At 63.3% G+C, this 24,026-nt stretch carries 22 protein-coding genes, 1 tRNA gene and 1 pseudogene; 15 read left to right on the top strand and 9 right to left on the bottom strand.

Annotated elements, in window-relative coordinates:
• Window positions 1-12 precede the first annotated feature (12 nt).
• Window positions 13-1,671: an FAD-binding dehydrogenase gene (locus tag X742_RS155270; protein ID WP_023772317.1), complete on the top strand. Its 1,659-nt coding sequence runs from the start codon at window positions 13-15 to the stop codon at window positions 1,669-1,671.
• A gap of 81 nt (window positions 1,672-1,752) precedes the next feature.
• Here X742_RS155270 and X742_RS155275 read toward each other — a convergent pair.
• Both X742_RS155275 and X742_RS155280 read right to left on the bottom strand, forming a co-directional pair.
• A tRNA-Arg gene (locus X742_RS155275) sits at window positions 1,753-1,829 on the bottom strand.
• Window positions 1,830-2,084: 255 nt separating this feature from the next.
• Entirely contained in the window at window positions 2,085-3,572 is a 1,488-nt protein-coding gene (locus X742_RS155280; protein WP_023772316.1) for a HAMP domain-containing sensor histidine kinase, read from the bottom strand.
• A gap of 277 nt (window positions 3,573-3,849) precedes the next feature.
• Here X742_RS155280 and rpmH point away from each other — a divergent pair, with 277 nt between their 5' ends.
• The 10 genes from rpmH (at window position 3,850) to X742_RS155325 (ending at window position 12,430) form a co-directional block, all read left to right on the top strand.
• Window positions 3,850-3,984, top strand: a complete 135-nt coding sequence (gene rpmH, locus X742_RS155285; protein ID WP_008833937.1) for a 50S ribosomal protein L34 — start codon at window positions 3,850-3,852, stop codon at window positions 3,982-3,984.
• Between the two features lie 14 nt (window positions 3,985-3,998).
• On the top strand, window positions 3,999-4,352 hold the full coding sequence (gene rnpA, locus X742_RS155290) for a ribonuclease P protein component (RefSeq protein ID WP_015314390.1): 354 nt from the start codon (window positions 3,999-4,001) through the stop codon (window positions 4,350-4,352).
• 14 nt (window positions 4,353-4,366) lie between these two features.
• The gene (gene yidC, locus X742_RS155295) at window positions 4,367-6,187 is read left to right on the top strand and encodes a membrane protein insertase YidC (protein WP_023772315.1); all 1,821 of its coding nucleotides are present in this window, start codon (window positions 4,367-4,369) and stop codon (window positions 6,185-6,187) included.
• A 369-nt stretch (window positions 6,188-6,556) separates the two neighbouring features.
• Complete coding sequence (locus tag X742_RS155300) at window positions 6,557-6,775, top strand: hypothetical protein (RefSeq protein ID WP_023772314.1); 219 nt, start codon at window positions 6,557-6,559, stop codon at window positions 6,773-6,775.
• A 135-nt stretch (window positions 6,776-6,910) separates the two neighbouring features.
• On the top strand, window positions 6,911-8,881 hold the full coding sequence (locus X742_RS155305; protein WP_023772313.1) for a protein-L-isoaspartate(D-aspartate) O-methyltransferase: 1,971 nt from the start codon (window positions 6,911-6,913) through the stop codon (window positions 8,879-8,881).
• Window positions 8,882-9,091: 210 nt separating this feature from the next.
• Entirely contained in the window at window positions 9,092-9,652 is a 561-nt protein-coding gene (locus tag X742_RS155310; protein ID WP_023772312.1) for a fasciclin domain-containing protein, read from the top strand.
• Window positions 9,653-9,991: 339 nt separating this feature from the next.
• Window positions 9,992-10,126, top strand: a complete 135-nt coding sequence (locus tag X742_RS1000000176525; RefSeq protein WP_023772311.1) for a hypothetical protein — start codon at window positions 9,992-9,994, stop codon at window positions 10,124-10,126.
• 121 nt (window positions 10,127-10,247) lie between these two features.
• Complete coding sequence (locus X742_RS155315; protein ID WP_023772310.1) at window positions 10,248-10,886, top strand: CatB-related O-acetyltransferase; 639 nt, start codon at window positions 10,248-10,250, stop codon at window positions 10,884-10,886.
• Complete coding sequence (gene yihA, locus X742_RS155320) at window positions 10,883-11,542, top strand: ribosome biogenesis GTP-binding protein YihA/YsxC (protein ID WP_023772309.1); 660 nt, start codon at window positions 10,883-10,885, stop codon at window positions 11,540-11,542. Before X742_RS155315 ends, yihA begins: the two co-directional genes overlap by 4 nt.
• Window positions 11,543-11,728: 186 nt before the next feature.
• A complete protein-coding gene (locus X742_RS155325) occupies window positions 11,729-12,430 on the top strand; it encodes a hypothetical protein (protein WP_023772308.1) in 702 nt (233 codons plus the stop codon).
• Between the two features lie 18 nt (window positions 12,431-12,448).
• Here X742_RS155325 and X742_RS155330 read toward each other — a convergent pair whose 3' ends face one another.
• Both X742_RS155330 and X742_RS155335 read right to left on the bottom strand, forming a co-directional pair.
• The gene (locus tag X742_RS155330) at window positions 12,449-13,261 is read right to left on the bottom strand and encodes a tetratricopeptide repeat protein (protein WP_023772307.1); all 813 of its coding nucleotides are present in this window, start codon (window positions 13,259-13,261) and stop codon (window positions 12,449-12,451) included.
• 12 nt (window positions 13,262-13,273) lie between these two features.
• The gene (locus X742_RS155335; protein ID WP_023772306.1) at window positions 13,274-13,993 is read right to left on the bottom strand and encodes a TetR/AcrR family transcriptional regulator; all 720 of its coding nucleotides are present in this window, start codon (window positions 13,991-13,993) and stop codon (window positions 13,274-13,276) included.
• 127 nt (window positions 13,994-14,120) lie between these two features.
• Between X742_RS155335 and X742_RS155340 the strand changes: the two genes are divergently transcribed.
• A complete protein-coding gene (locus tag X742_RS155340; protein ID WP_023772305.1) occupies window positions 14,121-15,311 on the top strand; it encodes an HlyD family secretion protein in 1,191 nt (396 codons plus the stop codon).
• Between the two features lie 125 nt (window positions 15,312-15,436).
• The gene (locus tag X742_RS155345) at window positions 15,437-16,993 is read left to right on the top strand and encodes a DHA2 family efflux MFS transporter permease subunit (protein ID WP_245273793.1); all 1,557 of its coding nucleotides are present in this window, start codon (window positions 15,437-15,439) and stop codon (window positions 16,991-16,993) included.
• Window positions 16,994-17,110: 117 nt separating this feature from the next.
• Here X742_RS155345 and msrB read toward each other — a convergent pair whose 3' ends face one another.
• From msrB to X742_RS155365, 4 genes are all read right to left on the bottom strand, one after another.
• Window positions 17,111-17,614, bottom strand: coding sequence for a peptide-methionine (R)-S-oxide reductase MsrB (msrB, locus tag X742_RS155350; protein ID WP_023772303.1), 504 nt, complete (start codon window positions 17,612-17,614; stop codon window positions 17,111-17,113).
• A 225-nt stretch (window positions 17,615-17,839) separates the two neighbouring features.
• Window positions 17,840-18,397, bottom strand: coding sequence for a fasciclin domain-containing protein (locus tag X742_RS155355; RefSeq protein WP_023772302.1), 558 nt, complete (start codon window positions 18,395-18,397; stop codon window positions 17,840-17,842).
• A 219-nt stretch (window positions 18,398-18,616) separates the two neighbouring features.
• Window positions 18,617-19,339, bottom strand: a complete 723-nt coding sequence (locus X742_RS155360; protein ID WP_023772301.1) for an anti-sigma factor — start codon at window positions 19,337-19,339, stop codon at window positions 18,617-18,619.
• Entirely contained in the window at window positions 19,336-19,875 is a 540-nt protein-coding gene (locus X742_RS155365; protein ID WP_023772300.1) for a sigma-70 family RNA polymerase sigma factor, read from the bottom strand. Before X742_RS155365 ends, X742_RS155360 begins: the two co-directional genes overlap by 4 nt.
• Before the next feature lie 137 nt (window positions 19,876-20,012).
• On the opposite strand from X742_RS155365, the gene X742_RS155370 reads away from it, so the two are divergent.
• Both X742_RS155370 and argB read left to right on the top strand, forming a co-directional pair.
• Window positions 20,013-21,512, top strand: coding sequence for an amidase (locus X742_RS155370; protein ID WP_023772299.1), 1,500 nt, complete (start codon window positions 20,013-20,015; stop codon window positions 21,510-21,512).
• A gap of 100 nt (window positions 21,513-21,612) precedes the next feature.
• Window positions 21,613-22,506: an acetylglutamate kinase gene (argB, locus tag X742_RS155375; RefSeq protein WP_023772298.1), complete on the top strand. Its 894-nt coding sequence runs from the start codon at window positions 21,613-21,615 to the stop codon at window positions 22,504-22,506.
• 44 nt (window positions 22,507-22,550) lie between these two features.
• On the opposite strand, the pseudogene X742_RS01000000170100 reads toward argB, so the two are convergent.
• A pseudogene (locus X742_RS01000000170100) lies at window positions 22,551-23,964 on the bottom strand (cobalamin-dependent protein).
• Window positions 23,965-24,026: the final 62 nt, after the last annotated feature.

Raw genomic sequence — 24,026 nt, 5'->3', positions numbered from 1 at the left:
TGGGGAAGAAAAATGGCTGACGACGCGGATGTGATCATTGTCGGCGCCGGCCTTGCCGGACTGGTTGCCGCCGCCGAGCTTGCGGAAGCGGGCAAGAAAATCATCATCGTCGACCAGGAGCCGGAGCAATCGCTGGGCGGCCAGGCGTTCTGGTCATTCGGCGGGCTTTTCCTCGTCGATTCACAGGAGCAGCGGCGCATGCGCATCCGCGACTCCCATGACCTGGCGCTCGAGGACTGGATGGGCACCGCTGCTTTCGACCGGCCCGAAGACCACTGGCCACGCAAATGGGCCGAGGCCTATGTCGGCTTTGCCGCCGGCGAGAAGCGCTCCTGGCTGATCGAGCGCGGGCTTAAATTCTTTCCTGTCGTCGGCTGGGCCGAGCGCGGCGGCGGTAACGCCATCGGCCACGGCAATTCGGTGCCGCGCTTCCACATAGCCTGGGGCACCGGTCCTGGCGTGCTCGAACCTTTCGTGCTGCGCGTGCGCGAGGCGCAAAAGCGTGGATTGATCGACTTCAGGTTTCGTCACCGAGTCAATGCCCTGACACGGACGGGTGCGGCCGTGACCGGCGTACAGGGGGACATCCTGCAACCGAGTCCTGTCGAGCGCGGCCACAAGAGCCCGCGCGACGTCTCAGGCGATTTCGCGTTGCAAGCTCAGGCGGTGATCGTCGCCTCCGGCGGCATTGGCGCCAACCATCAGCTGGTGCGGGAAAACTGGCCCAAGCGGCTGGGCAACGCGCCGCAGCGCATGATCACCGGCGTGCCGGACCATGTCGATGGCCGCATGCTGGCCATATCAGAACAGGCCGGCGGCAAGCTCATCAACCGCGACCGCATGTGGCACTATGTCGAGGGCATCAAGAACTGGGCGCCCATCTGGACGGACCATGCGATCCGCATCCTGCCCGGCCCATCCTCGCTGTGGCTCGATGCCCGGGGAAAACGCCTGCCGGTGCCACTCTATCCTGGCTTCGACACGCTGGGCACGCTTAGCCACATCATGGGCACCGGCTTCGACTATTCCTGGTTCATCCTGACGAAAAAGATCATCCAGAAGGAATTCGCGCTGTCGGGCTCGGAGCAGAACCCGGATCTGACCGGAAAAAGCTGGCGCCAGGTACTCGGTCGCGCCACGTCGGGCATCCCGGCTCCGGTCAAGGCGTTCATGGAAAAGGGCGAGGACTTCATCGTCGAGTCCGATCTCTCGAAGCTGGTCGCGCGCATGAACGCGCTGGCCGGCGGCGAACCGCTGCTAGACGTCGCAACGGTCGAGCGCGAGATTCGCGCCCGCGACATGCAACTCGACAATCCCTTCTCCAAGGACATGCAGGTCACCGCGTTGCGCGGCGCGCGCGCCTATCTTGGCGACCGCCTGATCCGCACGGCAAAGCCGCACAAGATGCTCGACCCGGCGAACGGTCCGCTGATCGCGGTGCGCCTCAACATCCTGACCCGCAAGACACTCGGCGGCCTGCAGACCGATCTCGACAGCCGCGTGCTCGATACCGACGGCCAGCCGGTGCCTGGCCTCTATGCGGTCGGTGAAGTGGCAGGCTTCGGCGGCGGCGGCGTGCATGGCTACGCTGCGCTCGAAGGCACGTTCCTGGGCGGCTGTATCTTCTCGGGCCGCAGCGCCGGCCGGGCGGCGGCACGCTCGGTGGGGTGAGACGGCAACGGCGCGTTGCCGGCACTTGGCTGAGCCGCTGCCATCGGCCGTGCAAACCAATAAACCGCAGCTTAGGAGATTTGGCGCGCCCGAAGAGATTCGAACTCCTGACCCCCAGATTCGTAGTCTGGTGCTCTATCCAGCTGAGCTACGGGCGCGCATCAGGCCATGTTTTCGACAGCCCCGCGATCCGGTCCGAAAGACCGGCCACGAATGTGTGCAGTTCCCTAACGACTGAATTTGCGAAAAGCAAGCCGATCCGGCAAAGTTTTGTCGCAAGCCTGTCATGCGGCGATGCCGGCGCCGATGCCGGCACTTCGAGCCGCTGTGACCGGCCTGATCCAGATGTTCGGGAACTGTTGAGGAAAGCGGCGGGTCAGGAAGGGGTAATCCCGGGAAACGGCACGGGGCCGTCAGGCCGGGCGGCGCAGGCTGCCACGGGCCTGGTCGAGCCGCACCGGCTGGTCGGGGATGGTGACGGCGAATGTGGTGCGCCCGCCGATCGATTCAACCAATTCCACCGTGCCGCCATGCGCCCTGATCAGTTCATGCGCGATCGCCAGGCCAAGGCCGGTGCCGCCGCTGCGCGCCGAGCCGCGGAAGGCCGCGAACAGGTTTTCGCGCGCCTTCGGCGGCAGGCCGGGGCCGGTATCAGTGACTGCGATCCGGCTGACGCTGCCCATGCGCTCGGCCGAGACCGCCAGCCGCCGCACCACGGCGCTTTCGGTATCGGCCGCCATCGCCTGCACCGAGTTGCGGCAAAGATTGGTGAGCACACGGAAGAGCTGGTCGGAATCGGCATCCACCTCGAACGCCATCTCGACGGCGTTGATGAACTCGATGCCCTGCTCGATGTCGAGCAGGCCGTGCACGTCCTCGACCAGTTGGCGCAGCCTAACTCTGCGGCGCGACGGCGGCGGCTCCTGCGTGCGGCCGTAATGAAGCACGCCCTCCGAATAGGAGACGGCGCGGTCGAGCGCGCGCAACAGTTTCGGCGCGAAGGCCTGCACGGTCGGATCCTTGATCAGGCGAAGGCGGTCCGACATTAGCTGGGCGGAGGCCAGGATGTTGCGCATGTCGTGGTTGATCTTCGACACGGCGAGACCGAGGTCGGCCAGATGCTTCTGCTCGGCCAGCATCTTTTGCAGCCGCTCCTGCATCTGCGACAGTTCGCGCTCGGCCACCCCGATCTCGTCGGAACGGGCGGCGGGGCGGATGATCCGTCCAGGGTCGTCGGGAGCTTCCGAGAAGGAGAGCATCGAGCGCGTCATGGTGCGGATCGGCCCGATCATGATCAGGTCGATCGCCGCATAGACCAGCATGGCCGTGAACAGCGAGATCAATAGCGAGACGAAAGCGACGTTGCGCGAATAGATGAGCATGGCTTTGCGGAGCGAGTAGTCCGGCATGATCAGCTCGAACTCCTTGTCACTGTCGCCGACGGGTCCGAAGACGCGCAGCATCCTGTCGCCACCGAAAAACAGCGTATCCAGCGCGCCGGTCATGCCCTTGACCATGCCGACGCTGGCGAGATCGATGTGTTCATCGACCTGCGGCGGCATGTCGGCCACCACCAGAAGCCGCGACACGCCGCCGTCGCGAACCGCGATCGCCTTGGCGCCGATCGCCATCAGCACGTCATTCTGGGCCGTACGCGACAGCGAGGTCGACTCGCCCTGCACCAGCACGATCGACACGGCTGCGGCCGTGCTCAGCCTCTCCTTGAGCCAGCTCAGCCGGTAGCTCGCGATCCAGGGCAGGAAGATGAGCACTTCGGCCAGCAGCACGAAAATGATGGTGAGCAGCAGCAGCTTCGTCGACAGACCGCGCGACAGTGGTACCGTGCGGACAGCGGCTGACGCCGGTCCGGTCCCTTCCCCTGCTTGGCTGGCTTCGCTCATGCGACTCGATCTTCACAATCACTTGATCAGCCAAGATTAGGCGATTACGGCTTTTTTGCCAATTTCTCCCTTGGTCGGAAAAATAGATGCTCCAAAACAGGTGCGTCCTTAGGGCGCCGACGCCGGATTGACTTCCAAAACCCTTCTTTCTATAAGCCCGCTCACGCTCGGGCCATTCGTCCCGGCGCGGTTTCGATCGCGCCAAAACCGGCCCGGCAAAGCTCCTGTTACAAAGTGACAGAATCAAGAAGGGCCGCACCCCGCGGTATTAAAACAAATGAAGCGTACCTACCAACCGTCCAAACTCGTCCGCAAACGCCGGCACGGCTTCCGTGCCCGCATGGCCACCAAGGGTGGCCGTGGCGTCGTCGCAGCTCGCCGCAACCGCGGCCGCAAGCGGCTCAGCGCCTGAGCGAGACGAGATCGTTGCCCGCAACCGGCAAGCCAGTGGGGCAAAATCCCGAGCGGCTTCTGAAACGCGCGGAATTCCTGGCCGTCCGTCGTGGTGAAAAGCGACGCGGACGGTTTTTCCTCGTCGAGGTCCTCGACCGCGGCGACGGCGGGGTGCCGCGCGTCGGCTACACCGTCACCAAGAAGGTCGGCAACGCCGTTGTGCGCAACCGCGTCAGGCGGCGGCTGAAAGAAGCCGTCCGCGTCCATGCCGCAGATGACATGGTGCCCGGCAATGATTATGTCATCGTCGGGCGCGACGATGCGCTGCGCGCCCCTTTCGGCCAGTTGAAGGCCGAACTCTCCCGCCGACTTCGCGGAACACGATAGGCCAAGGGCTCTCGATGGAAAACAACCGGAACTTCTTCATCACCATCGCCCTGTCGGTGCTGATCCTGGCGGTATGGCAGTACTTCTACGTGCTGCCGCGCAGCGAGGCGCAGCGCGAGGCCGCCAAGATCGAGCAGCAGCGCGTCGAGGAACAGAAGAAGGCGGCCGATGCGGCCAATCCGGGCGCATCGACACCGGCCCCAGGCACGACCGCCCCCGGCGCCATTCCCAACGCCCCCGGCGGTGACGTGGTTACCGTGGCCGGCCGCGATCAGGCGCTGGCGGCATCCAAGCGAGTCAAGATCGACACGCCGAGCCTTGAGGGCTCGATCAATTTGACCGGCGCGCGGCTCGACGACCTCAAGCTCAAGCACTACACCGAGACCGTCGACAAGAATTCGCCCGAGATCGAACTGCTCAACCCGCAGGCGCTGCCCACCGGCTATTTCGCCGAGATCGGCTTTGTCGGCAACGACAAGACCGGCGCGGTGCCGGGTGCCGAGACGGCGTGGAGCGTGGACGGCAATCCGACGCTGACCCCGTCCACGCCGGTGACGCTCACCTACACCAATGACAAGGGCCTGACCTTCAAGCGCACCTTCTCCGTCGACGCAAATTACATGTTCACCGTGTCGGACACGGTGCAGAATTCCGGCTCGATCGCGGTTTCGCTGTTCAATTATGGCCGTGTCACGCGCTATGACAAGCCGGCTGTCGCCAGCACCTATGTGCTGCATGAAGGCCTCATCGGCTTCACCGGCACGGAAGGCCTGCAGGAACACAAATACGCCTCGGTCGAGAAGGACAAGCAGTACCAGCCCGGCAAGTCGACAGACGGCTGGCTCGGCATCACCGACAAATATTGGGCCGTCACGCTGGTGCCGACCGAAAAGCAGCCGTTCCAGCCGCGCTATGCCTATTTCGAGGATGGCCGCCACCGTTACCAGTCCGACTTCCTGACCGACCCGATCAATGTCGAGGCCGGCCAGTCGGCGACCGTCGAGACCGAGGTCTTCGCCGGCGCCAAGGAAGTCGGCAAGATCAACGCCTATGCCGAAGACCGCCATATCAAGCGGTTCGACCTTTTGATCGACTGGGGCTGGTTCCACTTCATCACCAAGCCGATGTTCTGGCTGATCGACACGCTGTACAAGTTCCTCGGCAATTTCGGCCTGGCGATCCTGGCCACCACCGTCATCGTGAAGGCCATTTTCTTCCCGCTCGCCAACAAGTCCTACGCGTCGATGGCGAACATGAAGAAGGTGCAGCCCAAGATGCTCGAGATCCGCGAGAAATACGCGGACGACAAGATGAAGCAGCAGCAGGCCATGATGGAGCTGTACAAGACCGAGAAGATCAATCCGCTCGCCGGCTGCTGGCCGGTGGCACTGCAGATCCCGGTCTTCTTCTCTCTCTACAAGGTGCTCTACATCACCATCGAGATGCGGCACGCGCCGTTCTTCGGCTGGATCCAGGATCTGGCAGCGCCCGATCCGACCTCGATCTTCAATCTGTTCGGGCTCGTTCCGGTCACGCTGCCGCATATGCTGATGATCGGCGTGTGGCCGCTGATCATGGGTGTCACCATGTTCCTGCAGATGCGCATGAACCCGACCCCGCCGGATCCGACGCAGGCTGCGATCTTCACCTGGATGCCGGTCATCTTCACCTTCATGATGGCTGGTTTCCCGGCAGGTCTCGTCATCTACTGGGCCTGGAACAACACGCTGTCGATCCTGCAGCAGGGCGTGATCATGAAGCGGCAAGGCGCCAAGATCGAGCTGTGGGACAATCTGGTTGCGCTGTTCCGCAAGAAACCTTCGCCGGCGGAATAGCCGGCGCCTCTTTGGCAAGAGAGCCCGCCCCGGCCGGCTGAGCCATAAAGTTGGGCGGTCTCGGCAAGCAAGCAGATTTGACGGCTGGGTCCTGTGATCTACAGGACTCAGCTTTTTCGTTTCAGCGATTCGGCGGCCCGGCACGCGATAAGAACAGGGACCGGGCCGGCATATTCCTGGTCTCCGTCATTGCCGGCAAATCAGCCGAACCTCGCCGCTGCCGGATTGTCCCGCATGGAACATAACCTGCGTTCAAGAGTTCGCGCAAAAGGCTTCCTAAGCTCCCGTGGGAGGATCAGGTCGGCGCGCCCCTCCAAGGCAGTGCAAAGAATCGACCTCATCACATGCTACTTGCAGAGAGGCATTCCGATGAGCAGCAACATTCACCCAAAGACAGCCAAGCCCACCAACAAGGATTTGAAGCAGAATCCCGGAATCGGCGCCTCCAGGGGCACGATCAAGGGAGGCAATCTTCTGGACGAGGACGAGGAACTGGACGGCGAGAACACTTTCAAGGGAGATGTCGATAACGGCACCACGCCGCAAGGCGGCGTCAATCCCCGACAGACCGGGCGAACCAACCGATAAGCCTGCGCGATCGGCGTGGGCTGCCGTGGAAGATAGGATGTCCGTGCCCCGGGAGCCGGGAGTGCGAATGCCACCGAAAACGACTTCGCTCTTGAGATGACGTCGATCCGATCAATCGCCTGATTGGAGACTCTCATGCTGGATTTCGAGCACGCCAGGCATCGGATGGTGGAGGCGCACATCGCGCGCCGTGGAGTGCATGACAAGCGGGTTCTGAATGCGGTGCGCCGGGTTGCGCGAGAGCAATTCGTCGACGAGGGTTTCGAGGAATTCGCCTATGAGGACAGCCCGCTGCCGATCGGCAGCGGACAGACGATCTCGCAACCCTTCATCGTGGCGAAAATGGCGGAGACGGCCGAGATCGAGGCGACCGATCGCGTGCTGGAAATCGGCACCGGCTCGGGCTACGCGGCGGCCGTGCTGGCCGAACTTGCTGAACACGTCTTCACCATCGAGCGGCATCGATCGCTCGCGCAGCGGGCGGAGCGGCGGCTCAATGCCGCCGGGTATCGAAATATCGAGGTCAGGGTCGGCGACGGCACAAAGGGCTGGCAGGAAAAGGCACCCTTTGACGCCATCGTCGTCGCGGCCGCCGGAACGTCCATCCCCCTCGGCTTGCAGGAGCAGTTGGAGATCGGCGGCAGGCTGATCATCCCGGTCGGTGAAGACCTCTACTCCCAGCGGCTCGTTCGCGTCACGCGGATTGCTGCAAACAAATTCGAGGAAGAGGACCTCGGTGGTGTCATGTTCGTGCCGCTGATCGGCGAGCATAGCGGGCACGACGAAAACCCTTCGGTGCGCGAGGCACGCTCTCCTGCATTGCCGCAGCGAATTGCGCGGGCGGCCGAAGATTTGCCGCAGATCGACGATCCGGCCTTCGGCGCAATGTTCGATCGGTTCGGCAGCCGGCGCGTCGTCCTGCTCGGGGAAGCGAGCCACGGCACTTCGGAATTTTATCGTGCCCGTGCGGCTGTCACCCGACGCCTCCTCCAGCGACACGGCTTCACCATCGTGGCTGTCGAGGCGGACTGGCCGGATGCGGCGCAGATCAACCGGTATGTTCGCGGAGGGGAGCGGCAGTCGGATGCGCAGCCGCTCTTCCGGCGCTTCCCGACCTGGATGTGGCGCAACACCGAGGTGTCCGAATTCATCGGCTGGCTGCGTGAATACAACCGGAATGTGTTCGATCATGCGCGGAAAGCAGGCTTCTATGGGCTCGATCTCTACAATATGAGCGGCTCGATCGCCACGGTGCTTGCCTACCTGGACAAGGTCGACCCCGAAGCGGCCGCCGTCGCCCGCGAGCGCTATGGCTGTCTGATGCCCTGGCAGAACGAGCCCACCACCTACGGACGCGCGGCGCTGCGGCCGGGCTACAGAACCTGCGAAGAGGCCGTGGTGCGACAGTGCATGGACCTGTTCGAGCGATCCATGACGGAGGACGACGGCGATCTCCTCGACGCCAAGCAGAGTGCACGTCTGGTCGCATCGGCCGAGCGCTACTACCGTGTGATGTATTATGGTGGCGCCGAGATCTGGAACCTCCGCGATCGGCACATGTTCGAAACGCTTGGTCAGCTTCTCGACGCGCATGGGCCGGACTCGAAGGCCGTGGTCTGGGCGCATAACTCGCATATCGGGGACGCGCGGCATACCGACATGGGCACTGTCCGTGACGAGCTGAACGTCGGTCAGCTCTGCCGGGAGCGCTTTGGTGACCAGACGGCGCTGATCGGCTTCGGGACGAATACCGGTACTGTCGGCTGTGCCTCGGATTGGGACTGTGAGATGGAGGTAAAGGACCTGAATCCATCGATGCCGGGCAGCTTCGAGCGGCTGTGTCACGAGAGCGGCAAATCGTCGTTCCTGCTGGATTTTGGGCGCCATTGCCAGCTCGGCGACGATCTGGCGGCGCCGGGACCGGAACGTTATATCGGCGTCATCTACAGGCCGGAGACTGAACGGCTCAGCCATTACATGGACTCGTCCGTCTCCCGCCAGTTCGACGCCTTCGTGTGGTTCGATCGAACGTCCGCGGTCACGCCGCTCAGCAAGCCGGCTGGCAGCATCGGCAAGGTACCGGATACATTCCCCTTCGGCATCTGAATGTCCGGACTTAATTCCAGTGCCTGACGGGTCGGCCTGTCCTCAATGCGCAGCCCGTGGAAAAAGCTTGGTGCGTCCAGGTATTTTCTTAGAGCAGGCCTCCGTTCACGTTCCCGTGATCGACGAAACTGCGAGCACTCGCGGGGCGTGACTGCTTGTGCGTTTCCAAAGGCTATCAATTCCGATCAGCCCTCACCGGAGGAAGACCACATGCGCTTGCCCACATTCAGGACCATCGCCGTATCAGCCCTTGTCGCCGGCATGGCGATTGCCGCCCCAGCCTACGCCAAGAACCCGAATGTCGGCGGCGCACCGATGTACGCCACCAAGAACATCGTGCAGAACGCGGTCAAGTCGAAGGATCACACGACGCTGGTCGCCGCCGTGAAGGCCGCCGGCCTGGTCGACACGTTGCAAAGCGCGGGCCCGTTCACCGTGTTCGCCCCGACCAACGAAGCTTTCGCGGTACTGCCCGCCGGCACCGTCGATACGTTGCTGAAGCCCGAGAACAAGGACAAGCTCACCAAGGTGCTGACCGCGCATGTCGTGGCTGGCAAGATTTCAGGCGCCGAGATGATGAAGAAGGCGAAAGCGATGGGCGGCAAATACGAGATGAAGACCGTCTCCGGCGACACGCTCACCGCCGAGATCAAGAAAGGCAAGCTCTACATCATGGACGAGTCCGGCGGCGAGGCGAAGGTGACGATCGCCGACGTCAACCAATCGAACGGCGTCATTCACGTCGTCAACAAGGTGCTGTTGCCGAAGTAAACGGCTTCCGGCGAAAGGGGGCGTTGGCAGGCCGTTGGGGCTTTCTCGGTCCGCCATCCCCGCCTCGTGACGAGGTGCCATGTTTCTTGGGAAGCCGTATCGGCGAGGCCGGGGTCCTGTCGTCCCTCACGGGACCCCGGTTTCTTTTTACGCCCTGTGAGGACGAATAGGCGTGAGCGGCGCTCAATTTCCGACCGCTTCCACCGCGTCATTCCATGACAGCGCTGTGGTCGATCTTGGCCGGCGTTCCGGTTTGCGTAGCAGGAGCACCAGCGGGATGGCAGCCAGCGAGAGGATCAGCCGCCGCAGTTCTGCACGTTTAGCTGGGATCTCCACACGATGGCCGGCGATCAGAAGGTCGTCGAAGGCAGCTTCATGCTGCCGCCCGGAGCGTCGAACGTGCAAGTCTATCAGGGCAGTGGGTTCGACAGCGCGCTGTCCAATCCGATCGTGATCTGCCGCGGCAACAAATGAGCAGTCGAGCAAGGAAGGCTCGCTCGTCAGCCGATTGATGCTATAGGGCGGATCACGTTATTTTGACCAGGCGCGCGGATTGCGGATCGGCGTGGCTGTCACTTCCTGGACGGACTTCGACATGGACGGACCCAACCCCGGCATCAAGCACCCGATCCCGATGCACACGCGCGTCGGCTTCCTGAAGCCTCTGGTGACAGTGCCGAATATCGAGATCGGCGACTTCACCTATTATGACGACCCCGACGGGCCGGACAAGTTCGCCGAAAAATGCGTGCTGCATCACTATCCATTCATCGGCGACAAGCTCATCATCGGCAAGTTCTGCGCCATAGCCGAAGGCGCGCGCTTCATCATGAACGGCGCCAACCACGCCATGTCCGGCTTTTCGACCTATCCGTTCAACATCTTCGGTCATGGTTGGGAAAACGGTTTTGACCCGGCCACGTGGTCGAAGGAAGTGCGCGGCGACACGAAGGTCGGCAGCGATGTCTGGATCGGCATGGAGGCTGTGATCCTGCCCGGCGTGGAAATCGGCCATGGCGCCATCGTCGCCGCCAAATCGGTGGTGACGCACGATGTGCCGCCCTATGCGATCGTCGCCGGCAACGCGGCGAAAGTGGTCAAGATGCGTTTCAACGACAGGACGATCCGGCGGCTGCTGGCAGTGGCATGGTGGGATTGGCCTGTGGACAAGATCGGCCGCAACCTCGACGCCATCAGGGGCGCCGATATTTCTCTTCTGGAGGCAGCAGCTTGAACGTTCCCAACAGCACCGCGATCGGCACCGACCTGTTCACGCGCGGGTGGATCTTCATCCGCGGCGTGCCGGCCATGAAGTTCCTGCCGCCGGAGGGGCCGCCCGAGATTGCCTTTGCCGGCCGCTCCAATGTCGGCAAGTCGTCGCTGATCAATGCCCTGGTCAACCAGAAGGGCCTGGCGCGCACCTCCAATACGCCGGGGCGCACGCAGGAGCTCAACTATTTCGTGCCGGATGGATTTTCGGGTGAGGGCGCCGACCTGCCGCCAATGGCGCTGGTCGACATGCCGGGCTACGGCTATGCCACCGCGCCCAAGGAGAAGGTCGACGAGTGGACGAAGCTGGTCTTCGACTATCTCAAGGGCCGGGTCACGCTGAAGCGGGTTTATGTGCTGATCGACGCCCGCCACGGCATCAAGGCCAAGGACGACGAAGTGCTGTCGCTGCTCGACAAGGCGGCGGTGTCCTACCAGGTCGTGCTGACCAAGACCGACAAGATCAAGGCCGCCGGCGTGCCGCGGCTGATCGAAGAGACGCTGGCCAAGATCAAGAAACGTCCCGCGGCGTTCCCGTTCGTGCTGGCGACGTCGTCGGAAAAAGGCGAAGGCCTGGAGGATTTGCAGGCCGCGATCGTGCTCGCCGCCAATGGCGGCTAGAGCCGCATGATTCAAGGTCAAGTCGGCCTGAAATTCGAATCCGTTTCTAAATCAAAGATATAGAGCATGACGTCTTCCGAAAAGCGCTTCAAACTTTTTGGCACTATGTTCTAATCGTGGTGCGCGCATCCGTTGACCGGGCCTTGGCAATTCGTCAGCATCGCAGCGTCGTTTGAGGGCAGTCGGATGCGTATCGTTTTTCGTTGTGATCCCGCGCTTGCCGAAACGCTGCCCCGGCCGGTTCCGGCGCGCGGCCTGCTGCCTGACTGGCTGCGCAAGATGCCTCCAAAAGCCTTTTCGGAAATCCATGGGCGAGAAATCCGGACGGTAAAGCAGTGCCCGCCCTTCGTCGATGCCATGACACATGGCTTCATGATCCTGCTGCCATGCGATGTGACAGTGGAGAACGGCGCCTTTGAATGGCGATGGGACATCGCCGAGCCGTCAACGAAGGGTCATCCGCGTTCGCCGCTCAGCTTCCATGTCGCCGAACAGCTCGCCGGAGCACCGCTCTCGAATGGGCTTGCGGCCATAAAGTTCAACAGTTTCTGGACGATCGAACTGGAGGAAGGCTGGTCCCTCTTCGCCACCCATCCGGTCAACCGCGATGACCTTCCTTTCCGACTGGTGACTGGTGTTGTCGATGCTGATCATTTCCAGGACGCCGGCATCAATTTCCCGGCAATTTGGACCGACCAGGGTTTCTCGGGCGTGCTGGCGAAGGGCACGCCGGTTGCGCAATGCTTTCCCGTGCCACGCGCCGCGCCCGAACTCGTTTTCGAAAGCTTCGATGCCGTGCGCAAGGCTTCCTACGAAAAGACAGTCGCCGATGTTCTTGCCGAGCCCGGCGTCTACCGGAAGCAGTTTCGCGTAAAACGCGCCCGCTAGATCTTTTCCTGGAGCTCTCTAGCCGGCAAGCAAGCCCTTCAACGTTTCGCGGTCGAGCCAAAGCTTGCCGTGCGGCGCTGACGTCAGGGCCATCGCGATAATGCCGAATGTCGTGGCGCGCTGCTCGTAGGCCGATCGATAGGCCTCCATCGCGGCGTCCACATCGCCCGTCTCCTGCAGCGCCACCCCAAGGTTGACCGCCGCCTCGGCGTCGTCGGGACGTATCTCCAAGGCTTGGCGATAGGCGGCCGCTGCCCCCACATGATCATGCAGATCCTGCCTGACAAGGGCGAGATCGAACCATGCCGATGCCGGCGCGTCGCCGTTTACGGCCCGCTCCAGCAAAGGTGCCGCATCGGCAGGCATTCCGTCCTCGAACAGCATGCGGCCCAGACGCGCCGCCGCTTCCGCCGACAAGGGATCGGCAAGTGTCACCTGCCGCCACGCCTCGAGCGCCCGCATCCGGTCGCCCGCCTCATCGAGCGTTCGAGCCCGCTCGACAAGCACGGCAGCGTCAGGCGCCAATGCCGCCGCACGTGAAAGATGGGACAGCGCCTCGTCAAAATCCCGTGCCGCCCGCGCCAAGCGGCCGGCGAGCAATTGAGCGGATGCGTTGTCCGTCCTGACCGCCAGACTTGCATGAATATGGATGCGGGCTCCCGATATCTCTCCCTTGGCGAAAAGAAGTGCAGCCATAAGGTGGTTGAGAGCCGGGTCGTCCGCGGTCCGGCCAAGAGCCTCCTCGCAAAGCAGCCGCGCCTGCTCGTGGCGGCCGGCGTTGAAGTCCGTCACGATGCGCCGCATCTGATCCTGAAGCTTAGGATCGCCCATACCGATCCGCCTTCACGTCTGCGGCAGGGCTTTTTCGTCCTCGACGAGCCTTTGGGTGCCGTAGGCTTTCAGGAACATGTCGACGCCCGACCTGACGATGTGGTCGATCTCGTCCTGGGTCGGGGCCTTGGTGCGATAGGCGAAGATGCACTGCCGGAAAAGACCAGCAAGGCACAGTTCGGTGAACTGATAGGCGGCGAGGTCGACGTCGTCGATCTCCAGCAGGCCGCGCTCGATGGCGGCGTTGAGAAACGTCACCACCTTGTCATGGCCGCGCTTGGGTCCGCGTTCGTAAAAGCGAGCGCCCATGTCGGGTATCCTGTCGGAGGCGCCGATCACCGTACGCTGCGCCTGGATGACCCTGGCCGAGGTGATCTTCATCGACAGAACCTTGCCGAACTTCACCAGCGTCTGGCGCAAGTCGTCGGCGCGATCGAGCATGTCGTACATGTTCTTGAAGATGGTGCCGCGCTCTTCCTCGATCAGCGCTTCGAACAGCTCTTCCTTGTTGGCGAAGTAGACGTAGATTGTGCCCTTCGAGACGCCGGCCTCGCGGGTGATATCGTTCATCGAGGCGGCCTCGAAGCCCTTTTCGATGAAGACACGACGGGCGCCATCGATGATCTGGCTGCGCTTGGCCGGATCCTGTCCCGCGGCCGGGCGGCCGCGGCGCAGACCGTCCAGCAAGTCTTCGCACGGATCGGTTTCGGTGTTGCGCACAATCTCAACCATAAAAGTCAGACCTCGAAATAATTCGAACCAACCGGTTCGATTGCCCCTTGATATGGTCTTCTTTACGCGCTATGTCAACGGCCTGATCGAACCGAACGGTTCAGTATTATAACTTTAGAGAGTTGTCATGTCCTCGACCGCGCCAACATCAGCAGAAGTCCGCCCTTTCCCCAATGCCAAGGTCGCGCCGGCGACGGAAGCCCCTGAAATTCCCCTCCGGCCGGTCATCGCACCGCCGCCGGCGGAAGAAGCTCCGGCCAAGAAGAAGCGCTCGGTGCGCTCTTTCCTGCTGCCGATCATCGGCCTTGCCCTTCTGAGCGGCGGCGCCTGGTATGGCTATGACTACTGGATCTCGGGCCGCTTCATGATCTCGACGGATGACGCTTATGTCCAGGCCGACATGGCGTTCGTCTCGCCCAAGATTTCCGGGTATGTCGACCAGGTCCTGGTCAGCGAGAACCAGAAGGTCAAGGCCGGCGATCCGCTTCTGACGATCGACGCCGGCGACTACAAGATCGCCGTTGCCCAGGCCGAGGCGCAGATCGCCACGCTGGCCAAGACACTCGACCGCATCGACGCGCAGACCAAGGCCGCGCAGGCCTCCCTGCAGCAGGCGCAGGCGCAGAAGGTCGCAGATCGGGCCGCCGCCGACAATGCCGGCCGTGCCCAGCAGCGCGCCGCGCAACTGGTCAAGACCCATGTCGGCACGCAGGCACAGCTGGACGACGCCCAGACCGCGCTCGACCAGGGCAATGCCGCGCTCGTCGGCGCCGACGCGCAGATCGCCGCCGCGCAGGCCAATATCGGTGTGCTCGAGGCACAGCGCGCGGAATCCGCCAGCACGCTGGCATCCCTGCAGCTCGGCCGTGACAAGGCCGCGCGCGACCTCTCCTTCACGGTGCTCAAGGCGCCTTATGACGGCGTTGTCGGCAACCGCTCCGTAGAACAGGGCGATCTGGTCAGCCCCGGCCAGAAGCTCGCCGTGGTCGTCCCTATGGACAAGCTATACATCGTCGCCAACTTCAAGGAGACGCAGCTTGCTAGGCTCGTGCCCGGCGAAAGGGTCAACATCTCGGTCGACGCTATCGACGGCCAGCCCATCCAAGGGACTGTCTCCTCGCTGGCGCCGGCCTCGGGCGCGGTGTTCTCGCTGCTGCCGCCGGAAAACGCCACCGGCAACTTCACCAAGGTGGTGCAGCGCGTCCCGGTCCGCATCGACGTGCCGGCCGATGCGCTGAAGACCGGCAAGCTGCGCGCGGGCTTGAGCGTCGTCGTCGCCGTCGACAGCCGTACCGCGCCTGCCGTCACCAGTAACTGATCGCTTTTCGGAGGGCGGCTTGGTGGCTGACTGATGCACCGAGCCGCCCGGCCTGCCCTCAACGAGGCCCCAAGGAGGGCCAGGAAATGGCAACCGCAACCATCACCGCAGGATCGCCGCCGGCAATGCCGGCTGCCCCCGACACGATCTCGACACGCCGCGTCATCGCCTTCCTGGCGATGGTGTTCGGCATGTTCATGGCGATCCTCGACATCCAGATCGTTTCGGCCTCACTGGCCGAGATCCAGGCCGGTCTCAGCGCCAGCTCCGACGAGATCCCGTGGGTGCAGACGGCCTATCTGATCGCGGAGGTGGTCATGATCCCGCTGTCGGGCTTCCTCAGCCGGATGCTGTCGACGCGCGTGCTGTTCACCGTCGCGGCGGCGGGCTTCACCGCGGCGAGCGCCCTTGCCGCGACCGCCACCAACATCGACCAGATGATCGTCTACCGCGCCGTGCAGGGCTTCATCGGCGGCGGCATGATCCCGAGCGTTTTCGCCGCGGCCTTCACCATCTTCCCGCCCTCGCGCCGCGCCATCGTCTCGCCGATGATCGGCCTGGTGGCGACGCTGGCGCCGACCATCGGCCCGACCGTCGGCGGCTATATCAGCCACGCCTTTTCCTGGCACTGGCTGTTCCTGGTCAATGTCGTGCCTGGCATCCTGGTAGCGACCGCGGCCTGGTCGCTGATCGATTTCGACAAGCCCAATCTCAAGCTGTTCTCGAAGTTCGATTGGTGGGGCCTTGCCGGCATGGCCGCCTTCCTCGGCTGCATGGAATACGTGCTTGAGGAAGGCCCGAACAATGACTGGCTGCAGGACCAGGGCGTCTTCATCTGCGCCATCGTCATGACCATCGGCGCGGTGATCTTCTTCTGGCGCGTCTTCACCGCCGAGGAGCCGATCGTCGATCTCAGGGCGTTCAGCAACATCAACTTCGCCTTCGGCTCGCTGTTTTCCTTTGTCATCGGCATCGGTCTCTATGGCCTGACCTATCTCTATCCGGTTTTTCTTGGTCGCATCCGCGGTTACGACTCGATGATGATCGGCGAAGCGCTGTTCGTCAGCGGCCTGGCCATGTTCGTCACCGCGCCCATATCCGGCATCCTGTCGAGCAAGATGGACCTGCGGCTGATGATGATGATCGGCCTGTTCGGCTTCGCCACCGGTACCTGGTGGATGACGCACCTGACCGCGGACTGGGATTTCTACGAGCTGCTCATTCCGCAGATCCTGCGCGGCTGTTCGATGATGCTGTGCATGGTGCCGATCAACAACATCGCGCTCGGCACCTTGCCGCCGGACCGGTTGAAGAATGCGTCGGGACTGTTCAATCTGACCCGCAACCTCGGCGGCGCCGTCGGCCTCGCCGTCATCAACACGGTGCTGATCGACCGCAATGCCTTCCACTATGCCCGGCTCTCCGAGCATGTGCAGTGGGGCAGTGCCGCCGCGCAGACCAAGCTGCAGAACATGACGCTGAATTTCGAGCAGACCACCGGCCTCGACGCCACCAGTGCCGCGATCTCCAAGCTGTCGGGCATGGTCCAGCAACAGGCGGCGCTGCTGTCCTTCATGGACGTGTTCTATCTGCTGACCGTGCTGTTCGGGACGCTGGGTTTCTTCACCATGCTGATCAAGAAGCCGGCCGCGCCAGGTGGTGGCGGAGGCGGCGGGCACTGAAGCAAAGGAATCGTGGCAACGGTTTTCGGGAAGCTCCTCCAGTCCACGCCCGAAAAGCCCTGACCACGCAAAAAACTCCGGGCCGCAAAGCCCGGAGTTTTTTATTGCCTTGGGTCGTCAGGCGGTGGCGGGCTTGAAGGTCAGCGCCACCCCATTGATGCAGTGGCGCAAGCCGGTCGGCGCCGGACCGTCGTCGAAGACATGGCCGAGATGGCCGCCGCAACGGCGGCAATGCACTTCGGTGCGGGTCATGCCCAGCGACCGGTCCTCGGTCTTGCCGATGCCATTGGCGATCTCTTGCCAGAAACTCGGCCAGCCGGTACCGGAGTCGAATTTCGTCTCAGAGGGATAAACCGGCAGGTCGCAGCCGGCGCAGGCGAAGATGCCCTTGCGGTGTTCGTTGAGCAGCGGGCTGGTGCCTGGATATTCAGTGCCTTCCTTGCGCAGCACGTTGAAGGCGGCCGGCGACAGGATGGCTTTCCACTCATCGTCGGTCTTGGTGACCTCGAATTTTTCGGCGGCCTGCGCGGCCCGCGGGCTGCCCATGCGCAGCATTGCCGCCGCGGCCCCAATGGCGCCGATGGCGGCGGCGCCGCTCAAAAGAAAGTCGCGACGATTCATGACCAGTTCCTCCTGTCGTCTGTTTTGCCAAACTATGCCGCCGCCCGAAAGTCAAAAGCCGGTGACGGTTGCCCCAAACGACACTCCGCGTCGTCCACTTTTGATCGTGGACGGCGCGGAGCACGCGTGTCGATTGCGGATCACGTGAGCGAGAAAACGCAATCAACGGAGAGCTCTTGCAGCAGGTTCGCCCGCGGCAAGCGCCTCGTTACATCTTCCGCCCGATCACATCTTCGGGAGCAGAACCTTGTCGATGACGTGGATGACGCCGTTGGACTGTTCGACATCGGCGATGGTCACATTGGCGACATTGCCGTTCTCGTCGGTGACGGTGACCTTGCCACCGTCGGCCTTCAGCGACAGCTCGCAGCCGCCGACCGTCTTGACCTTGTGCGTGCCGCCATCGGCCTTGGCCATGGACATCACATCCGCCGCCATCGCCTTGGCGCCGATCACATGGCAGGTCAGGATCTTGACGAGCTTGTCCTTGTTTTCGGGCTTGAGCAGCGTCTCGACCGTGCCGGCAGGCAGCGCGGCGAAGGCTTCATTGGTCGGCGCGAAGACGGTGAACGGGCCGCCGCCCTGCAGGGTCTCGACAAGACCGGCCGCCTTGACGGCGGCGACCAGCGTCGTGTGATCCTTCGAATTGACGGCATTGTCGACGATGGTCTTGTTGGCAAACATGGCGGCGCCGCCGACCATCGGGTTTTCAGCATAAGCAGCCGTGGCAAGGGCGGAGACAGCGATCGTGCCGGCGAGCAAAAGGGTGGCGAATCTGCGCATTGTATCAAAACTCCTTGGGTTTCTCTTCCCATTTTTGGGGACGCAAGGAGATACGGAACACAGATGCGTGAGTTTCAGAATATTTCGCTGATTTTTGATTTGTTTCGCTGTGGAAAAAACTTTGGCACGGCAATTCACCGGCCTACTGGGTCATTTGGACATATGCGGATGGAAGATAGACTGAGCATGTTCTATTGGCGCCCCAGTGCGAAAGCTCGATCAGATGCCCTTCAAATCGCCCGCGGCAACCACCGGCCCGGTGGGCTGCCCGGTCGGCGAGCCGCCGGCCGGTTCGAGACTAACGGCCAGCACGGCGCCCTGCGCGAGTTTCCGCTGCGTGGTAGGCGAGACGCCAATATGCGCCGTCCCACCAGCCGGGATGACGCCCATCGAGATCGGCGCGTTCTTGCCCTCGATCATCCAGAGTTCGAAGTCCTTGCCGGCGGCGAGCGCGCCGGAAACATGCGAGAGGCTGACTTCATGCCGTTCGGAATCATAGACGGCGAGATATTTGACGTCACTGCCGTCGGCGGCCAGCGAAGCGACCAGCCGAGCCTGCGGCTGTTCAGCCGGCCGGTTGACATAGGGAACGGCGACGTAGAGCGCCAGCGCGGCAACAGCCGCCACAGCAAGGCCGCGCCAGAAGGCGAGGCTGGACCAGAGGCTGGCGCGTGCTTCAGTTGACGTTGCCGATGCCGACGAAAACAACCGGCGGTCGATCGCCGGCTTCACCGAAGCGGCGGGCTCGATTTCCGGATAGGCTGATGCCATCGGCGAGAGGTGAACTTCCCAGCCGTCGACAAGCCGTGCGAAATCGGTCTCGGCTTCGATGCGCCTGGAAGCGATCTGCCGCTCTTCGTCCGGCAGCACGCCAAGAACGTATTCGGCTGCGAACAGGTCGTCGCCTCCTCGTTCCGGTCCGTTGTCCTCTGCCAGCGTCATCTTTCCAGACATTCCCTGAGCTTCATCAGGCTGCGGCGCAGCCAGGTACGCATCGTGTTCAACGGCACGCCGTGGCGTTCCGCCAGCTCGGCATAGCTTTCGCCCTTGAGGTAAGCACCCCGGACGGCCGCCGCCCGGTCTTTCTCCAACTCATCGAGACAATGATGGATCCGCTCGGATTCGTCGCCCGCCACCACCATCGCTTCAGGTCCCGGCGCCGGATCGGCCACGTCGAGCGCGGCATCGATATCGACGGCGGGCTTGCGCCGCGCTCGGATGCGATCGATCGCATGATTGCGCGCGATTGCCACCAGCCAGGAGATCGGGCTCAGATCGGAGACAGCAAAGCGATCCGCCTTGGTCCATATCTTGACGAAGACTTCCTGCAGCGCTTCTTCAGCATCTCCCCGGTCGTTCAATACACGAAGGCATACGCCGAAAAGTTTCGCACTGGTGTGCCGGTAAAGCAGATCGAACGCTGCCCGATCCTTCATCGAAGTCCGGACGATCAGCTTGGTAATGTCCTGCGGCGTCATGCGCGCCAAATTAGGCAATTGCGCTGTATTTGCAACGCCGGAAATATGCTGTGCACCTAAAGTTCGGCGTCCAGGCGCAGGCTGCGATTGCCAAGGGAATTGCCGCTGACTAGCTTGGCGGGCAATGGGGAGCGCGCATGTCGGTTGAACGAATCCTTTGGGAAGAAGACGCAACCGGCCTTGCAGGTCTGGTGCGCAAGGGGGAACTGTCGGCGATCGAGGTGACCGAAGCGGCAATCGCCCGCGCCGAGGCGACCCGCCCCGAAATCAATGCCACGGCCGAGCCGCTCTATGAGACGGCACGGATGCGGGCAAAGAGCATCGACCATTCGCTGCCGCTGGCCGGGGTCCCCTTCGCCATCAAGGATCTCGGCATCGCCATCAACGGCGTGCCCTCGCATGGCGGCAGCCGCATTCCGGCCTGGGTGCCCGATTTCAACTCGGTGATGACCGAGCGCTATCTCGCCGCCGGGTTGATTCCGATCGTCACCTCGACGTCACCCGAGCACGGGCTGCGGCTGATGACGGAATCCAAGGCCTTTGGCGTCACCCGCAATCCCTGGAATGCCGGCCACACCACCGGCGGCTCGTCGGGCGGTTCGGCGGCGCTGGTCGCCGCCGGCGTCGTGCCGGTGGCGCATGCGTCGGATGGCGGCGGCTCGATCCGCGTGCCTTCGGCCTGCAGCGGCCTTGTCGGCCTCAAGACCTCGCGCGGCCGTGTCCCGCTATCCCCGCTGGTGAGCGAAAGCTGGTACGGCATGGTCGTCGATCACGCCGTCACCCGCTCGGTGCGCGACTGCGCGCTGCTGCTCGACCTCACCCATGGTCCCGATACGCTCGCGCCTTATGCCGCGCGGCCGCCAAAGGACACGTTCACTGCCGCTGCCGCACGGGATCCCGGCAAGCTCAGGCTGGCGGTGTACCGCAAGTCGCCGCTAGGCCTGCCGATTTCGGCCGAAACGCTGAAGGCGCTCGACATTGCCGTGGCGCTCGCCCGGGAGGGCGGCCACTCGGTCGAGGACATCGATCTGCCCTTTATCGGCCGCGATTTCTTCGCCGATTTCTGCACGACGGTCGCTTCCGCCGTCGCCGGCTCGTTGCGCGGTGAAGCGCTGCGCGTCGGCCGCTCCGTGACGGGCGATATCGAGCGCGCCACGCGCGTGCTCGGCCGGTTGGGCGAGATGGTCTCGGCCGGCGAAACCTATGCCGGCCTGCAGCGTCTGCATGCCACCTCGCGGCAACTGATCACGGAGACCGCGCGCTATGACGCGGTGCTGATGCCTATCATCGCGCACCCGCCGCTTGCCTGCGGCGCCATGGATCCGAAAGGCGCCGACGAACTGATCGAAAACCTGCTGGACAAGCTTCACCTTACCGCGCTGCTCAAGATCAAACCGCTGTTCGGCCAGTTAATGGACAAGAGCCTTTGGTTCACGCATTGGCCGGCGATCCACAATGTCAGCGGCCAGCCGTCGATCGCGCTGCCCGTCCATGTCACGGACGCCGGCCTGCCGCTCGGCATCCAGGCCGCCGGTCGGCCGGGCGACGAGGAAACACTTTTGTCGCTCGCCGCGCAGATGGAGAAAATCTCGGGCTGGCTGACGCGGCGGGCGCCGTTGATGGTGCCGTCACAATGACGACACCGTGAACCGACTATGACAGCAATGCCATTTGCGGCTCGCGTCAATTCCCGCTAAGACGCCGCCGTCTTTAGCTATCATCCAGGGAACCACGCCGATGACGGACGTCGCCGCCACCGCCGAAATGCAGGCAGCCCTCTTGTCGCGCGCGCTGCCCTACATGCAGCGCTACGAGCACAAGACGGTCGTGGTGAAGTATGGCGGCCATGCCATGGGCGATCTCGAACTCGGCAAGGCCTTCGCGCGCGACATCGCGCTGCTCAAGCAGTCCGGCGTCAACCCGATCGTCGTCCATGGCGGCGGACCGCAGATTGGCGCCATGCTGGCCAAGATGGGCATCGAATCCAAGTTCGAGGGCGGCCTGCGCGTCACCGACCAAAAGACGGTCGAGATCGTCGAGATGGTGCTGGCCGGGTCGATCAACAAGGAAATCGTCGCGCTGATCAACGCCGAGGGCGAATGGGCGATCGGCCTGTGCGGCAAGGACGGCAACATGGTGTTCGCCGAAAAGGCGCGCAAGACGATGATCGACCCCGACTCCAACATCGAGCGCGTGCTCGATCTCGGCTTCGTCGGCGAGCCGGTCGAGGTCGACCGCACGCTACTCGACCTTCTGGCGCGCTCCGAAATGATCCCCGTGCTGGCGCCGGTCGCACCCGGCCGCGACGGCCATACCTACAACATCAACGCCGACACTTTCGCCGGCGCCATCGCAGGCGCATGCAAGGCCTCGCGCCTGCTGTTCCTCACCGACGTGCCGGGCGTGCTCGACAAGGACAAGAAGCTGATCGACGAGCTGACGGTCGCCGAGGCCAAGGCGCTGATCAAGGACGGCACGGTTTCCGGCGGCATGATCCCCAAGGTAGAGACCTGCATCGAGGCGATCGAGCGCGGGGTTGAAGGCGTCGTCATCCTCAACGGCAAGACGCCGCATTCGGTGCTGCTCGAACTGTTCACCGAACACGGCGCCGGCACACTGATCGTGCCATAATGCTGCTTGTCAGCCGGCTAATCTTCTGCCTGGCAGGCCGCGATTTACGGCCGCGGGAAGGCCGGCTTTGTAACCGGCCGCCCGAAAGCCATCGATTCCTCCTCGGTGTCCTGCGGTGCGCCCCAGAATTCGGCGAGCGTCGGGCCGCCTTTCACCCGGCGGTCGGTCACCAGAAAACCCCAGACCTCCCGGAACCAGACGCGGCGGCCCATCCGCATATACCAGCGCATCGAATGCCGCTGCTCGGGATCGGGGTGGAACAGGATGCGCGCCAGCGCCTTCGGCCTCGACTGCACGGCGAGCTCAATCAGCTTGACCGAGAAGAACAGCATCCACGGCTTCAGCCGGGTCATGTGCAGCACCTGGTGCTTGTAATCCCACAGGCGAGCATCCCTCTGGATGACCTTGCGCTCCCGCGCGATCCTGAAAAACGGCGTCCAGCGATGCGGCGTCACATAGAGCGCCTGGATCTGGTCGGGGTCGTAGGCGAGGAGCTGGCGAAAGCCGCGCCACAGATCGCGAAGTCCCTCATCCTCGAAGCCGGCCACCCAGGTCGCCATGGACAGGATGCCGTGCGTCCGCAGCAGCCGTATCGCTTCACGATCGGACGAGGTACTGCCGCCCTTGCGGATCAATTGCAGCGTCTGCTCGTCGGTGTTTTCCATGCCGAGCAGCCAGCGGATGACACCGGCTCGGCGGTAGAGGTGTAGCATGTCGGCATCGCGCACGATGTCGTCGGCGCGAGTCGAGCCGACGATCAGCACCGGCACGTTCTCGGCAATCAANTGGGTCGCGATGCCGCCAGCGGGTCCAGAAGCCGCGCTGGCCGCAATAATTGCACAGATGCGGACAGCCGCGCGAAAACTGCATGACCACCGCACGCTTGCCTCCCCAGTAGCTGTATCTGCGGTGGTCGATCAGCTCCCAGCCGACGCGGTAGGCGTCGAGGTCGGCGATGGTCGTCGCCGCTTGCGTGGCGAAGGGACGGTTAAGATCGTCGCGACAGGCGATGCCGGCCACGCTTGCCGGCGGCTGGCGCATCTCCAGCGCCTCGACCAGCGCCACCACGGTCGCCTCGCCCTCGCCGCGCACGATGAAGTCGAAGGCGTCGGTTGACGCCAAGATGTCGCGCCAGTGATAGGTGGGAAAGACGCCGCCATAGAGGATGATCGTCGCCGGCGCGCGCGCCTTGATCATCCCGGCGATCAACAAGGCGGTCGGATGTGCCGAGGTCGAGCCGGAATGGCCGATCAGAACGAAGTCGGGACAGTCCTTCAGGGCTTCCGAGACAACCGAGGCGAGCGGCATCGGCCCGAACTCGGCATCGACGAGCCGCACTAGATGGCCGGCATCGAGCAGCGGGCCGCCGATCGCCAGCAGGCCAAGCGGCGGCAAGTGATCGTCGGGCACGCGGCTGCCGATGGCGGTGTGTGGCGGATTGATCAGGACGATTTTCATGGCGGACCTCGGGAGGGATGGTCCGTGCATGCTGGTTCCAGAGCTGGTCGCCGAAGGGGCCG

The organism is Mesorhizobium sp. LNHC229A00 (genome assembly GCF_000502415.1).
Taxonomy (GTDB): domain Bacteria; phylum Pseudomonadota; class Alphaproteobacteria; order Rhizobiales; family Rhizobiaceae; genus Mesorhizobium.
The sequence above is the reverse complement of the archived record's forward strand: the minus strand, read 5'-3'. Positions and strand labels throughout refer to the sequence as shown.